This is a genomic window from Pseudomonas sp. NY15435, assembly GCF_048068295.1.
Classification (GTDB): domain Bacteria; phylum Pseudomonadota; class Gammaproteobacteria; order Pseudomonadales; family Pseudomonadaceae; genus Pseudomonas.
Genome location: NZ_JBLUQA010000001.1, coordinates 610,539 through 623,611 on the forward strand (window position 1 = coordinate 610,539; position 13,073 = coordinate 623,611).

The window sequence follows — 13,073 nt, forward strand, 5'->3', positions numbered from 1 at the left end:
ACAAGCCGAAGGGGAAGGGAGCATGACCAAGCTATTCACCGTACGACACGCATCGACGTTGTTGCTGGCCGGCGCACTCGCGCTGGGCGGTCCGCTGGCCTGGGCCGAAGATGAAGCCTGCAGTACGGTGAAACTGGCCGATCCGGGCTGGACCGACATCGCCGTCACCAACGGCATCGCCGCCTTCCTCCTCGAAGGCCTGGGCTACCAGGTGAAGATCGACACTCTGTCGGTGCCCATCACCTACGGCGGTCTGCGCGACGGCCAGGTGGACGCCTTCCTCGGCAATTGGATGCCGGCGCAGCAGGGTTTCCATGACCAGTTCATCGCCAGCAAGCAGGTCACCCAACTGGCAAAAAACCTCGAAGGCACCGAGTTCACCCTGGCCGTGCCGACCTACGTGTGGAATGCCGGAGTAAAAACCTTCGCCGACCTGGACCAGCACGCCGACCAGTTCAACAAGAAAATCTACGGCATCGGCTCCGGCGCGCCGGCCAACCAGTCGATCCAGAAGATGATCAGCGGCGATGAGTTCGGCCTGCGCGACTGGAAGCTGGTGGAGTCCAGCGAACAGGCGATGCTCGCCGAGGTGGGCCGCGCGGTGAAGCGCGAGCGCTGGGTGGTATTCCTCGGCTGGACGCCGCACCCGATGAACGTGAAGGTCGACATGAAGTACCTCACCGGCGGCGAGAAGTACTTCGGCAGCACCGGCAGCGTGTTCACCGTCACCCGCAACGGCTACACCGAGCAGTGCCCGAACAGCGGCAAGCTGCTGGCCAACCTGTCCTTCGACCTGAAGATGGAGAACGCCATCATGGCCGAGGTGCTGGAAAAAAACGTGAAGAACGCCGACGCGGTGAAGGCCTGGATCAAGGCCAACCCGCAGAGCCTCGACACCTGGCTGCAAGGCGTGAAGACCCGCGATGGCGGCGACGCCCTGGCGGCCGTGAAGGCCAAGCTGTAGGCCGTCGATGGAGCGCCTGATCCGCCTGCTGCCCTTCCTCGCCTGGCTGCCCCGGGTCAGCGGGCGCGATGTGCGTCGTGACCTGGGCGTGGGCCTATCCGGCGCGGTGCTCGCCCTGCCGCAGTCCATGGCCTACGCGCTGATCGCCGGACTTCCGGCGGAGTACGGGCTCTACGCGGCGATGCTGCCGGTGCTGATCGCCTGCCTGTGGGGTTCGTCGAAGCATATGGTTGGCGGGCCCACTGCGGCGATCTCGGTGGTGCTGTTCACCGCCATCGCACCACTGGCCGCGCCGGGCAGCACGCAGTTCATCCAGTATGCGCTGCTGCTGACCTTCCTCGCCGGGCTGTTCCAGTGGCTGCTGGGCCTGTTGCGCTTCGGCGTGCTGGTGAATTTCGTCTCGCACTCGGTGCTGCTCGGTTTCACCTGCGGCGCTGCGCTGGTAATCGTGATCGGCCAGTTGCCTTACCTGCTCGGCATCAGTGCTGCGGGGCAGGGCACGGCGCTGACCAGCGCCGCCGCACTCTGGTGGAAGCTGCCGCAGTTCCATGGGCCTTCGCTGCTGGTGGGATGGGTCAGCCTGGCGCTGAGCCTCGTGGTGAAGTGCCTGTGGCGACGCGGGCCGGCATTGCTGGTCGGCCTGTTCGGCGCCAGCGCGCTGGTCTGGGCGATGCCGACGACCTTTGCCGAGGTCGCCAGGGTGACCGCCTTCCGTAGCGCACTGCCGCCGCTCAGCCCGTTGTCGTTCGATCTGTCCGCCCTCGCCCAGTTGCTCCCCGCCGCCGTGGCCTGCGGCATGCTCGGGCTGGTCACCAGCCTGTCGATTGCCCGCGCGCTGGCCGCGCGCTCGCACCAGCCGCTGGATGCCAATCAGGAAGCGCGTGCGCAAGGGTTGTCCAACCTGATCGGGCCGTGGCTGTCCGGCACGCTCTCCGCCGGCTCCTTCACCCGTTCCGGGCTGAACCAGGAGGCGGGCGCACGCACGCCGCTGGCCGGGGTTTTCTCCGCACTGTGGGTCGCACTTCTAGCAGTGGCTGGCGCCGGGCTTATCACTCACATCCCGCTGCCGGCCATGGCCGCCGGCATCCTGCTGATCTGCTGGAACCTGATTGATCGGCCTGCCCTGCGCGCACTGTGGCAAGGCAGCCGCGCGGAATCCCTGGTGATGCTGCTGACCCTCGCCGCGACCTTGCTGCTGCCGCTGCAGAACGCCGTCTACGCCGGCGTGCTGGCCTCGCTGTTCTTCTACCTCAAGCGCACCTCGCAGCCACGCGTACAGCAGTGGGAGAGGGGGGACGAAGAGGTGCTGCGCATCGAAGGCTCGATCTTCTTCGGCGCCTGCGATTACCTGCAGAAACGGATGCAGCACAGCCGCAGCGAACGTCTGGTGCTGGATGCCCACCACGTGAACTTCATCGACTTTGCCGGCGCGCAGATGCTGCAGCAGGAAGCCCGCCGCCTCGCGAGCGAAGGCCGCAGCCTGGTCCTGCGCAACGCCCGGCCACGGGTGCGCGCGGAGCTGGAAAAGCAGATGGGGAAGGGTGGGGTGTTGCAGGTCGAGGAATAGAGCCGGGCTTCATCTGTAGGAGCGAGCTTGCTCGCGAACAAATTCGCCGGCGACTCAGATGCTGGGGCGTGGTTCGCGAGCAAGCTCGCTCCTACATAAGCCCCACCGCACCATCAATCGTGTCAGCGGATTTACGCGATCAACCCTTCAGCTGACGGCGCAACTCATCGAGGACCGGCGCCGAATTCGGCCGTACGCCGCGCCATAGCAGGAAGGCTTCCGCCGCCTGCTCCACCAGCATTCCCAGCCCGTCGATGCAGCGCGCCGCGCCGTGTTCGGCGGCCCAGCGGTTGAAGGCAGTCACGTCCTTGCCGTACATCATGTCGTAGCAGACGGTGTGGCCCGGCTTGATCAGCGCCGGGTCGATGGGCGGCAGCTCGCCGGCCAGGGAAGCCGAGGTGCCGTTGACGATCAGGTCGAAGGGCTCGTCCTTCAAGTCGAAACCGCCGCCGCGCACGCCGCCCAGATCCTTGAACTCTTCCGCCAGTTGCTCGGCCTTCGCCGCCGTGCGGTTGGCGATCACGATGCTGGCTGGCTGCTGCGCGAGGAAGGGCTCGAGAATGCCGCGCACCGCACCACCGGCCCCCAGCACGAGAATGCGCGCACCATGCAGGGCGACGCTGTGATTCACCGTCAGATCACGGGTCAGCCCGGCGCCGTCAGTGTTGTCGCCCAGCAGTCCGCCGCCTTCGAGCTTCTTCAAGGTATTCACCGCGCCAGCCCGCCGCGCGCGCTCGCTCAGTTCGGTGGCCAGGCGGTAGGCGTCTTCCTTGAACGGCACAGTGACGTTGCCGCCAAGACCCTGTTCGAAGAACTCACGGGCGTTCCCGGCGAAGTCGTCCAGCGGCGCCAGCCGCGCGTCATAGCTCAGCGCCTGGCCGGTCTGCTCGGCGAACAGGCGGTGGATCTGCGGCGACTTGCTGTGGCCGATGGGGTTGCCGAAGACGCAGTAGCGGTCCATGGGAAGTCCTGGGGCGTGACAATCGAAAGGCCGAGAGAGTGCCGGTTTTTCCACTTCGGTGCCAGACGGTGTTCGCGAGCAAGCTCGCTCCTACAAGAGCAGCTTCGGGGCTACTTGTAGGAGCGAGCTTGCTCGCGAACCGCCCGAAAAGCGAAGGTCAGGCCTGGCCCAACCAGTCGCGATCGGTGAGGAAGTACTCGGTCAGGCGCGCTTCCTCGCTGCCCGGCTCCGGCTTCCAGTCGTACCCCCAGCGCACCTGCGGCGGCAGCGACATGAGGATCGACTCGGTGCGCCCGCCCGACTGCAGGCCGAACAGGGTGCCACGGTCATAGACCAGGTTGAACTCGACGTAGCGGCCGCGGCGGAAGGCCTGGAACTCGCGCTGCTGCTCGGTATAGGGGCTGTCCTTGCGCTTGCGCACGATGGGCAGGTAGGCGTCGATGTAGGCATCGCCGATGGCGCGCAGGAAGGCGAAGCTGGTGTCGAAGTCCCACTGGTTCAGGTCGTCGAAGAACAGGCCGCCCACACCGCGCGGTTCGTTGCGGTGCTTGATGTGGAAGTAGCGGTCGCACCATTCCTTGTAGCGCGGGTAGACATCCTCGCCGAAGGGCGCGCAGGCGTCGCGGGCGACCTGGTGCCAGAGCACGCAGTCTTCTTCATGGGCGTAGTAGGGCGTCAGGTCGAAGCCGCCGCCGAACCACCACACAGCCTCTTCACCTTCCTTCTCGGCGATGAAGAAGCGCACGTTGGCGTGGGAAGTCGGCACGTGCGGGTTGGTGGGGTGGATCACCAGCGACACGCCCAGCGCCTGGAAGCCGCGCCCGGCCAGTTCCGGGCGGTGCGCGCTGGCACTCGGCGGCAAACCGGCACCAAAGACGTGGGAGAAGTTCACGCCGCCCTTCTCGATCAGCGCGCCGTCGCCGATCACCCGCGTCCGACCACCGCCGCCTGCCGGCCGCTGCCAGGCATCCTCGATGAAGCGGGCGCTGCCGTCCTCGGCTTCGAGTGCGGCGCAGATGCGGTCTTGCAGGTCGAGCAGGTAGGCCTTCACGGCCTCGATGCGATCGGTCACGAGAATCACCTTGGAGCGGGAAAGCCACGCGTGGCGCGGGCCGGAGCGAAATTTGGGGGCGAAAACGGGCGCAAGCATACCATCGCCGCCGGCAAAGCTGGTCTTGACGCCCGTCATGCGGGCGGCTTGGATGAAAGTCTTTTCCCCGGCGAGGCAGCGCCTCGCGCCATCAGGAGAGCGACATGGCCAAGCGTGTTCAATTCGCCAAGACCGGCGGCCCGGAAGTCCTCGAAATCGTCGACTACACCCCGGCCGAACCCGGCCCGAATGAGGTGCGGGTTCGCAACCGGGCCATCGGCCTCAACTTCATCGACACCTACTACCGCAGCGGCCTGTATCCCGCGCCGAGCATGCCGTCCGGAGTCGGCACCGAGGGTGCCGGCGAGGTGGAGGCGGTGGGCAGCACGGTAACCAGCGTGAAAGTCGGCGACCGCGTCGGCTACGCCACCGGCCCGCTCGGCGCGTATTGCGAGCAGCACACGCTGCCGGCCGCCAGCGTGGTGAAGCTGCCCGATGCGATCACCTTCGAGCAGGCCGCCGCCGTCATGCTCAAGGGCCTGACCGTGCAGTACCTGCTGCGCCAGACCTACAACGTGCAGCCGGGCCAGACCATCCTCTGGCACGCGGCCGCCGGTGGCGTCGGGCTGATCGCCTGCCAGTGGGCGAAGGCCATCGGCGCGCACCTGATCGGCACCGTGAGTTCAGCCGCCAAGGCCGAGCTGGCAAAAGCCCACGGCGCCTGGGCAACCATCGACTACAGCCACGAGAACGTGGTGGAGCGCGTACTGGCGCTGACCGACGGCAAGAAGTGCCCGGTGGTCTACGACTCGGTGGGCAAGGACACCTGGCTGACCTCGCTGGACTGCACCGCGCAGCGCGGTCTGGTGGTGAGCTTCGGCAACGCCTCCGGCCCGGTGGACGGGGTGAACCTGGGCATCCTCTCGCAGAAGGGCTCGCTCTACGTCACCCGCCCGACGCTGTTCGGTTACGCCAGCACGCCGGAACGCCTGCAGGCCATGGCCGACGACCTGTTCGGCATGATCACCAGCGGCAAGGTGAAGGTGGAGATCAACCAGCGCTTCGCCCTGGCCGACGCTGCCAAGGCGCAGACCGAGCTGGCAGCGCGGCGCACCACCGGCTCGACGATTCTGCTGCCCTGATCACGGCAAAAGAGCGTTCGCGAGCAAGCTAGCTCCCACAGGGTGCTTCCGCTCTTGTAGGAGCGAGCTTGCTCGCGAACCGTATTACGGCTTACGACGGGCGAACGGTCTCTCCGGTCCGCAGGTCGCGAATCAGGCTCGGGTTACGGCGCCCGCCCAGGGCACCGCCGAGCACGCCATCCAGCTCGCCACGGAAGTACTGCTCGACGCGCAGGCGGCTACGCGCGGCCGGGCGACCGGCGGGGTTGGCGGACGTGGAAATCAGCGGGCCGGTAAAACGGCACAGCTCACGCACCAGCGGATGATCGGTGACGCGCAGGGCGACGGTATCGTGCTCGCCGGTCACCCACTCGGGCAGGCGACCCTGGTGCGGCACCAGCCAGGTGTTCGGACCGGGCCAACTGGCGGCAAGCTTGTCCTTCCAGGCTTCGTGCAGGTCGTCGAGCAGGAAGTCGAACTGGCGGATGTCGCCAGCCACCACGATCATGCCCTTCTCCACCGGGCGCGCCTTGATCGCCAGCAGGCGGTACACGGCATCGGCGCTCCATGGGTCGCAGCCCAGGCCCCAGACGGCTTCGGTCGGGTAAGCGATCACACCGCCATCGCGCACGACCTGGGCCATGCGCTGGGTACGCCAGTTGCTGTACATCGGGAATTCCTCGGATCTGCGATGCGCGGCAGTTTACGTGCTCAAGGGGCGCGATGCACCCAGACGCCGGCCTCGCAGGCCACCCGCCCGTCCAGCTCCAGTTCGGTCAGCTCCACCAGCACCTGCGGCAGCTCCAGGCCGCTGCGCAACGCCAGTTGCTCGCTGCTCTGCGGGGCCGCGCGGAGCAGGTCGACCAGGGGGTGGGGCGGCATCTCAGGCGCGAGTGCCACCACCGGCGCACACTGCGTCCACCCCCGCAGACCTTCGAGGATATGCTCGACCGTCTCCACCAGCGTTGCGCCCTGGCGGATCAGCTCGTGGCAACCGCGCGCACCGGGGTGATGGATCGAACCGGGAATCGCATAGACCTCGCGGCCCTGTTCGGCAGCCAGGCGCGCCGTGATCAGCGACCCACTGGACGGGCTGGCCTCCACCACCAGAGTACCCAGGGCCAGGCCACTGATGATCCGGTTGCGCCGGGGGAAGTTCGACGCCTGCGGCGCACAGTTCAGCGGCAGCTCGGAAATCACCGCGCCGCCGCTCTCGACGATGCGTTGCGCCAGCCCGAGGTGACGACGCGGGTAGAGATGCTCCAGGCCCGTGCCCAGCACGGCGACGGTGCCCCCGCCGCTCTCCAGCGCCCCCTCATGGGCCGCGCCGTCGATGCCCAGGGCCAGCCCACTGGTGATTACGAAGCCGCCGCCAGCCAGGCTGCGGGCGAAGGCCCGCGCGGTGTCCAACCCTGGCTTGCTGGCCCGGCGACTGCCGACCATCGCCAACTGCGGTCGCTCCAGCAGGCTCGGCTCGCCGGCCAGGAACAGCATCGGTGGAGCATCGTTGAGCTCCGCCAGCAGCGCGGGATAACCCGGCGCGTCCCACATGACCAGATGATGCTCGGCCGCCTCCAGCCAGCGCAGTGCCTCGGCAGCCTGTTCACGAATGCCGGCATCGCGGCGCGGCTGCGCACAGGCAGCCGGCAGACCCAGGGAGCGCCACGCCGCAGCCGGCGCGCTCAAGGCGGCGGATGCCGAACCGAAGGCTTCGAGCAGACGGCGAAAGCGGCGAGGGCCCAACTCGGGCAGCGCGTGCAGACGCAGCCGCGCTTCGAGCTCGGCCGGGGAGAGGGTCGGGTCAACGGACATGGCGCAATCCTTGGCGTGGGGAAGACTGCCGGACTATGCCGCGCCGCGCAGCGCCCCCGCTGTCGGACCCTTCCGGATCGCGCCCACAAAAAACCCCGCCGAAGCGGGGTTTTGTTCAAGTCACTCGCGCATCAGGGATTCAGGACGCGGTCGTTGACTTCCAGCGAGCGGGTGGCAGTCAGCACCAGGCCGTAGCTCAGGCGGTTGTAGGTGCGGAAGATCATCACCAGGCCCGAGCGCTCGTCCGGGATCTTCACCATTTCTTCGGTGACGCGGTCACGCACGGTTTCACCCAGCTTGTAGATCGCCAGCACGTTGCCTTCGGCCAGGCCATCGCGGGTACCCTTGTCGATGGTCACCACGTCGTACTTGCCGATCTGCGTCACGCCGCGCGGTACGTCGATGATGGTGCCCTTGATCGGGGTGCTCGGTTCGCTGGGCATGAAGGTCGAGGTGATCGCGCGCTCCTCGGTGGGGAACAGACGGTCGCCCGGACGGACTTCCTGGGTCGAGCGGGTCACGTTCAGGGTGGCGACATCGCCTTCCTTCGCCGTGACGTTGGCGCCACCGATATCCATGGCGTCGATGCCCAGGAGCTCGTTGGTTTCCGGATCGGTGTAGACCTTGGCCTGGCGGAAGATGCCATAGCTGCCTTCTTCGGACAGCGAGTTGCCACGGGCGTAGGCGCGATCACCGGCGCCACTGATCACGCTCTCCTGATCACCAGCGACCACGTAAGGGGCGTTGGAGAACTCGGCATCGCTATCGACGATGCGGTTGGAAAGCAGGAAGGCGTTGATCTTGTCCAGCGGGATGGTCGGGATCGCCTCGGCGATCGGGGTGCTGCGCACCCGCGGCGACAGCTTGATGGTCCCGCGCGACTCGCCGCGGTTGAGCATCAGGCGCGGCTGGCCATCGATGTACGTAAGACTCAGCACGTCACCCGGGTAGATCAGGTGCGGGTTTTGAATCTGCGGATTCACCTGCCAGATTTCCGGCCACTTCCACGGCTTGCTGAGGAACTTGCCGGAGATGTCCCAGAGGGTGTCGCCCTTCACTACGGTATAGCGATCCGGATGGCCTTCCTTGAGCTGCACGGCAGCCTGCGCCACCCCGCCTGCGGCGAGCAGCAGCAGGGCGAGTAGTGTTTTCCTCATGCGGTGAATCCCTTTATTATGTGTACACATGAAACGCCTGGAAGCCGCCCCTACCGCGCTTTCCAGCCGTTTTTCGATGCTGCTCAGCATATTAGCAGCCGATTTTGACTTTATTCCACAAGTGCATCACAAACGTATATGGCCATTCTGAACATTCTCGAATTCCCCGATCCGCGCCTGCGGACCATCGCCAAGCCGGTCACGGTCTTCGATGACGCCCTGCGCACACTGATCGACGACATGTTCGAGACCATGTACGAGGCGCCGGGCATCGGTCTTGCGGCGACGCAGATCAACGTGCACAAGCGCGTCGTGGTGATGGACCTGTCCGAAGACAAGTCCGAACCCCGGGTCTACATCAACCCGGAGTTCGAATACCTCACCGAGGAAATGGACCAGTACCAGGAAGGCTGCCTGTCCGTGCCTGGCTTCTACGAAAATGTAGACCGTCCGCAGAAAGTGCGGATCAAGGCCCAGGACCGCGATGGCAACCCGTTCGAGGAAGTCGCCGAGGGTCTGCTCGCCGTGTGCATCCAGCACGAGTGCGATCACTTGAACGGCAAGCTGTTCGTCGACTACCTGTCCAACCTCAAGCGCGACCGCATCCGCAAGAAGCTGGAAAAGCAGCACCGTCAACAGGCGTGACCCATCCCCAGAGGCTTGCCCCGGCAAGCCCCCGCTCAGCTCTTTCATAGAGAGCTTTTTTGTGAGTTCGATATGAGCAAGAGACTGCGCATCGTCTTCGCCGGCACCCCGGAATTCGCCGCCGAGCATCTCAAGGCCCTGCTGGATACGCCGCACGAGATCGTTGCCGTCTACACCCAGCCGGACCGCCCGGCCGGCCGTGGTCAGAAGCTGATGCCCAGCCCGGTCAAGCAGCTCGCCGTTGAGAATGGCTTGCCAGTGCTGCAACCGCCGACCCTGCGCGATCCCGGCGCCCAGGCCGAACTGGCCGCGCTCAAGCCGGACCTGATGGTGGTGGTGGCCTATGGGCTGATCCTGCCGCAGGTGGTGCTGGATATCCCGCGGCTGGGCTGCATCAACAGCCACGCCTCGCTGCTGCCGCGCTGGCGCGGCGCCGCGCCGATCCAGCGCGCGGTGGAAGCGGGCGACGCCGAAAGCGGTGTCACCGTGATGCAGATGGAAGCCGGCCTGGACACCGGGCCGATGCTGCTCAAGGTCAGCACGCCGATTTCCGCCGAGGACACTGGCGGCAGCCTGCATGACCGCCTGGCCGAGCTCGGCCCGAAAGCCGTGGTCGAGGCCATTGCCAGTCTCGCCGCCGGCACGCTCGAGGGCGAAGTGCAGGACGATGCCCTGGCCACCTACGCGCACAAGTTGAACAAGGAAGAGGCACGCATCGACTGGTCGAGCCCGGCCGACGAACTGGAGCGCCGCATCCGCGCCTTTACACCCTGGCCGGTCTGCCACACCACTCTCGGCGAGGCAGCCCTGAAGGTTCTCGGTGCCAAGCCAGCACAAGGCAAGGGCGAGCCCGGCAGGATCCTCGACGCCAGCCGCGACGGCCTGCTGGTTGCCTGCGGTGAAGGCGCACTGCTGCTGACCCGCCTGCAACTGCCCGGCGGCAAGCCGCTGGCTTTCGCCGACCTGTTCAATAGCCGCCGCGAGCAATTTGCCGCCGGACAGGTGCTGGGCCAATGAGCACCAATCCCCGTCTGGCGGCCGCTCGCGCCCTCGCCGCCGTGCTCGCCGGCCGCGCTTCGCTGGGCAGCTCGCTGCCGACCCAGCTGGAGAACGTCGAGCCGCGCGACCGCGGCCTGGTACAGGAACTGGCCTTCGGCGCCGCGCGCTGGCAGCCGCGCCTGTCCACCCTCGCCGCACGCCTGCTGCAGAAGCCGTTCAAGGCCGGTGACCGCGATGTCGAGGCCCTGCTGCTGGTCGGCCTGTACCAGTTGCTCTACACCCGCATTCCTCCCCACGCGGCCATCGGCGAGACCGTCGGCTGCGCGGACAAGCTGAAGAAGCCCTGGGCCAAGGGTCTGCTCAACGCCGTGCTGCGCCGCGCCCAGCGCGAGAGCGAAACCTTGCTCGCCGAGGTCGACAAGGACCCGGCAGCACGCCTGGCGCATCCGCGCTGGTTGCAGAAAGCCCTGAAGAAGTCCTGGCCGGAGCAGTTCGAAGCGATCTGTGCCGCCAACAACGCCCATCCGCCGATGACCCTGCGGGTGAACCGCCGTCACGGCAGCCGCGATGCCTATCTGGACGAGCTGAACCGCGTCGGCTTCGAATCGACCGCCTGCGAATTCAGCCGCGACGGCATCAATCTCGTGCAGCCGTGCGACGTGCGCGAGCTACCCGGCTTCGCCGAAGGCCGCGTCAGCGTGCAGGACGAGGCCGCGCAACTGGCCGCCGACCTGCTGGAACTGGCGCCGAACCAGCGCGTACTGGACGCCTGCTGCGCCCCCGGCGGCAAGACCTGCCACCTGATGGAAGCCGAACCTGCGCTGGCCGGCGCGGTCGCCGTGGACCTGGAGGAAAGCCGCCTGGTGCGCGTTCGCGAGAACCTCGCGCGCCTGCAGCTCGACGCCCAGTTGTTCGCCGCCGACGCCCGCGACACGGCCAAATGGTGGGACGGCAAGCCATTCCAGCGCATCCTGCTGGATGCCCCGTGCTCCGCCACCGGGGTGATCCGCCGCCATCCGGACATCAAGCTGACCCGCACCGCCGAGGACATCGAGGCGCTGGCGCAGCTGCAGGGCGAACTGCTCGACGCACTGTGGGCGACCCTCGAAGTCGGCGGCGTGATGGTCTACGCGACCTGTTCGGTCATGCCGCAGGAAAACAGCGAGCAGATCGCCGCGTTCCTCGGTCGCACCCCCGGCGCCCGCGAGCTGGACCTGCCCGGCCCCTGGGGCATCAAGCAGCCGCACGGTCGCCAGTTGTTCCCCCAGGAGAAGGGGCACGACGGCTTCTACTATGCCAAGCTGATCAAGATTTCGGCCAAGTAACAGGCGCCGACTCCCAACGGATCGAAACGGAAAGCACCCCGCTCCATGAAGATCATCATCCTCGGTGCCGGCCAGGTTGGCGGCACTCTGGCCGAGCATCTGGCCAGCGAAGCCAACGACATCACCGTGGTCGACACCGACGGCGAACGCCTGCGCGACCTCAACGACCGCCTGGACATCCGAACCGTTCACGGCAAGGCCTCGTTCCCCACTGTGTTGCGCCAGGCCGGCGCCGACGACGCCGACATGCTGGTGGCGGTGACCAACAGCGACGAGGTGAACATGGTGGCCTGCCAGGTCGCCTACACCCTGTTCAACACTCCGACGCGCATCGCCCGCGTGCGCGAGGCGGCGTACCTGACCCGTGCCGGTCTGTTCGACAACGAAGCCATTCCGGTCGACGTGCTGATCAGCCCCGAGCAGGTGGTGACCAACTACATCAAGCGCCTGGTGGAGTACCCCGGTGCCCTGCAGGTGATCGACTTCGCCGAGGGCAAGGCGCAGCTGGTGGGCATCCGTGCCTACTACGGCGGCCCGCTGGTGGGCCAGGAGCTACGCCAGCTGCGCGAGCACATGCCCAACGCCGATACCCGCGTGGCGGCCATCTACCGCCGCAACCGGCCGATCATCCCTCAGGGCGACACGGTGATCGAAGCGGACGACGAGGTGTTCTTCATCGCCGCCAAGGCCCACATCCGCGCGGTGATGGGCGAGATGCGCCGGCTGGAGGACAGCTACAAACGCATCATCATCGCCGGCGGCGGCAACATCGGCGAGCGCCTGGCCGAGGCCATCGAGAACCGCTACCAGGTGAAGATCATCGAGATGAACCCGGCACGCTGCCGGCACCTCTCGGACAACCTCGACAGCGCCATCGTACTGCAAGGCAGCGCCTCCGACCGCGACCTGCTGCTGGAGGAGAACATCGGCGAAACCGACCTGTTCCTGGCCCTGACCAACGACGACGAGGCCAACATCATGTCCTCGCTGCTCGCCAAGCGCCTGGGCGCGCGCAAGGTGATGACGCTGATCAACAACCCCGCCTACGTCGACCTGGTGCAGGGCGGCGAGATCGACATCGCCATCAGCCCGCAGCTGGCGACCATCGGTACGCTGCTGACCCACGTCCGGCGTGGCGACATCGAGAGCGTTCACTCCCTGCGCCGCGGCGCCGCCGAGGCCATCGAGGTGGTCGCCCATGGCGACGCCAAGTCGAGCAAGGTGATCGGCCGCAAGATCAACGAAGTCCAGCTGCCGCCGGGCACCACCATCGGCGCGGTGATCCGCGACGACGACGTGCTGATCGCCCACGGCGAGACGCAGATCGAGTCCGGCGACCACGTGATCCTCTTCGTGGTCGACAAGAAACGCATCCGTGACGTCGAGCGACTGTTCCAGGCGGGTCTGACCTTCTTCTGATTGACCTCAGGGC

Annotated in this window: 12 protein-coding genes; 7 read left to right on the forward strand and 5 right to left on the reverse strand. The window is 66.7% G+C overall.

What is annotated here, in order from left to right:
- Positions 1-22 precede the first annotated feature (22 nt).
- Positions 23-964, forward strand: coding sequence for a choline ABC transporter substrate-binding protein (locus ACNFH5_RS02920; protein ID WP_416744080.1), 942 nt, complete (start codon positions 23-25; stop codon positions 962-964).
- 7 nt (positions 965-971) lie between these two features.
- Positions 972-2,531 (forward strand): SulP family inorganic anion transporter, encoded by a 1,560-nt coding sequence (locus ACNFH5_RS02925; protein WP_416744081.1) that lies wholly within the window; start codon positions 972-974, stop codon positions 2,529-2,531.
- 139 nt (positions 2,532-2,670) lie between these two features.
- On the opposite strand, the gene aroE is transcribed toward ACNFH5_RS02925, so the two are convergent.
- A complete protein-coding gene (gene aroE / locus ACNFH5_RS02930; RefSeq protein WP_416744083.1) occupies positions 2,671-3,492 on the reverse strand; it encodes a shikimate dehydrogenase in 822 nt (273 codons plus the stop codon).
- 157 nt (positions 3,493-3,649) lie between these two features.
- Positions 3,650-4,564: an oxygen-dependent coproporphyrinogen oxidase gene (gene hemF, locus ACNFH5_RS02935; protein ID WP_416744085.1), complete on the reverse strand. Its 915-nt coding sequence runs from the start codon at positions 4,562-4,564 to the stop codon at positions 3,650-3,652.
- 182 nt (positions 4,565-4,746) lie between these two features.
- On the opposite strand from hemF, the gene ACNFH5_RS02940 reads away from it, so the two are divergent.
- Positions 4,747-5,724 (forward strand): NADPH:quinone reductase, encoded by a 978-nt coding sequence (locus ACNFH5_RS02940; protein WP_416744087.1) that lies wholly within the window; start codon positions 4,747-4,749, stop codon positions 5,722-5,724.
- Between the two features lie 91 nt (positions 5,725-5,815).
- Here ACNFH5_RS02940 and ACNFH5_RS02945 read toward each other — a convergent pair whose 3' ends face one another.
- From ACNFH5_RS02945 to ACNFH5_RS02955, 3 genes are all read right to left on the reverse strand, one after another.
- Positions 5,816-6,373, reverse strand: coding sequence for an L-threonylcarbamoyladenylate synthase (locus tag ACNFH5_RS02945; protein ID WP_416744088.1), 558 nt, complete (start codon positions 6,371-6,373; stop codon positions 5,816-5,818).
- Positions 6,374-6,414: 41 nt separating this feature from the next.
- Positions 6,415-7,515 carry a DNA-processing protein DprA gene (gene dprA / locus ACNFH5_RS02950; RefSeq protein ID WP_416744089.1) on the reverse strand — a complete coding sequence of 367 codons (1,101 nt, stop codon included), beginning with the start codon at positions 7,513-7,515 and terminating at the stop codon, positions 6,415-6,417.
- 131 nt (positions 7,516-7,646) lie between these two features.
- Positions 7,647-8,672, reverse strand: coding sequence for a LysM peptidoglycan-binding domain-containing protein (locus ACNFH5_RS02955; RefSeq protein ID WP_416744091.1), 1,026 nt, complete (start codon positions 8,670-8,672; stop codon positions 7,647-7,649).
- Positions 8,673-8,810: 138 nt separating this feature from the next.
- Here ACNFH5_RS02955 and def point away from each other — a divergent pair, with 138 nt between their 5' ends.
- The 4 genes from def to trkA all read left to right on the forward strand — a co-directional run bounded on the left by def (position 8,811) and on the right by trkA (position 13,060).
- Positions 8,811-9,317 carry a peptide deformylase gene (gene def, locus ACNFH5_RS02960; protein WP_017518883.1) on the forward strand — a complete coding sequence of 169 codons (507 nt, stop codon included), beginning with the start codon at positions 8,811-8,813 and terminating at the stop codon, positions 9,315-9,317.
- 72 nt (positions 9,318-9,389) lie between these two features.
- Positions 9,390-10,334: a methionyl-tRNA formyltransferase gene (gene fmt, locus ACNFH5_RS02965; RefSeq protein ID WP_416744093.1), complete on the forward strand. Its 945-nt coding sequence runs from the start codon at positions 9,390-9,392 to the stop codon at positions 10,332-10,334.
- Positions 10,331-11,641, forward strand: coding sequence for a 16S rRNA (cytosine(967)-C(5))-methyltransferase RsmB (rsmB, locus tag ACNFH5_RS02970; RefSeq protein ID WP_416744094.1), 1,311 nt, complete (start codon positions 10,331-10,333; stop codon positions 11,639-11,641). Before fmt ends, rsmB begins: the two co-directional genes overlap by 4 nt.
- 45 nt (positions 11,642-11,686) lie before the next feature.
- A complete protein-coding gene (gene trkA, locus ACNFH5_RS02975) occupies positions 11,687-13,060 on the forward strand; it encodes a Trk system potassium transporter TrkA (RefSeq protein WP_205338353.1) in 1,374 nt (457 codons plus the stop codon).
- Positions 13,061-13,073: the final 13 nt, after the last annotated feature.

Coding starts and splice junctions, on each gene's coding strand:
- dprA (WP_416744089.1), bottom strand. CDS start 7,515: ATGTCCGTTGACCCGACCCTCTCCCCGGCCGAGCTCGAAGCGCGGCTG.
- ACNFH5_RS02925 (WP_416744081.1), top strand. CDS start 972: ATGGAGCGCCTGATCCGCCTGCTGCCCTTCCTCGCCTGGCTGCCCCGG.
- trkA (WP_205338353.1), top strand. CDS start 11,687: ATGAAGATCATCATCCTCGGTGCCGGCCAGGTTGGCGGCACTCTGGCC.
- ACNFH5_RS02955 (WP_416744091.1), bottom strand. CDS start 8,672: ATGAGGAAAACACTACTCGCCCTGCTGCTGCTCGCCGCAGGCGGGGTG.
- rsmB (WP_416744094.1), top strand. CDS start 10,331: ATGAGCACCAATCCCCGTCTGGCGGCCGCTCGCGCCCTCGCCGCCGTG.
- ACNFH5_RS02920 (WP_416744080.1), top strand. CDS start 23: ATGACCAAGCTATTCACCGTACGACACGCATCGACGTTGTTGCTGGCC.
- ACNFH5_RS02945 (WP_416744088.1), bottom strand. CDS start 6,373: ATGTACAGCAACTGGCGTACCCAGCGCATGGCCCAGGTCGTGCGCGAT.
- def (WP_017518883.1), top strand. CDS start 8,811: ATGGCCATTCTGAACATTCTCGAATTCCCCGATCCGCGCCTGCGGACC.
- aroE (WP_416744083.1), bottom strand. CDS start 3,492: ATGGACCGCTACTGCGTCTTCGGCAACCCCATCGGCCACAGCAAGTCG.
- fmt (WP_416744093.1), top strand. CDS start 9,390: ATGAGCAAGAGACTGCGCATCGTCTTCGCCGGCACCCCGGAATTCGCC.
- ACNFH5_RS02940 (WP_416744087.1), top strand. CDS start 4,747: ATGGCCAAGCGTGTTCAATTCGCCAAGACCGGCGGCCCGGAAGTCCTC.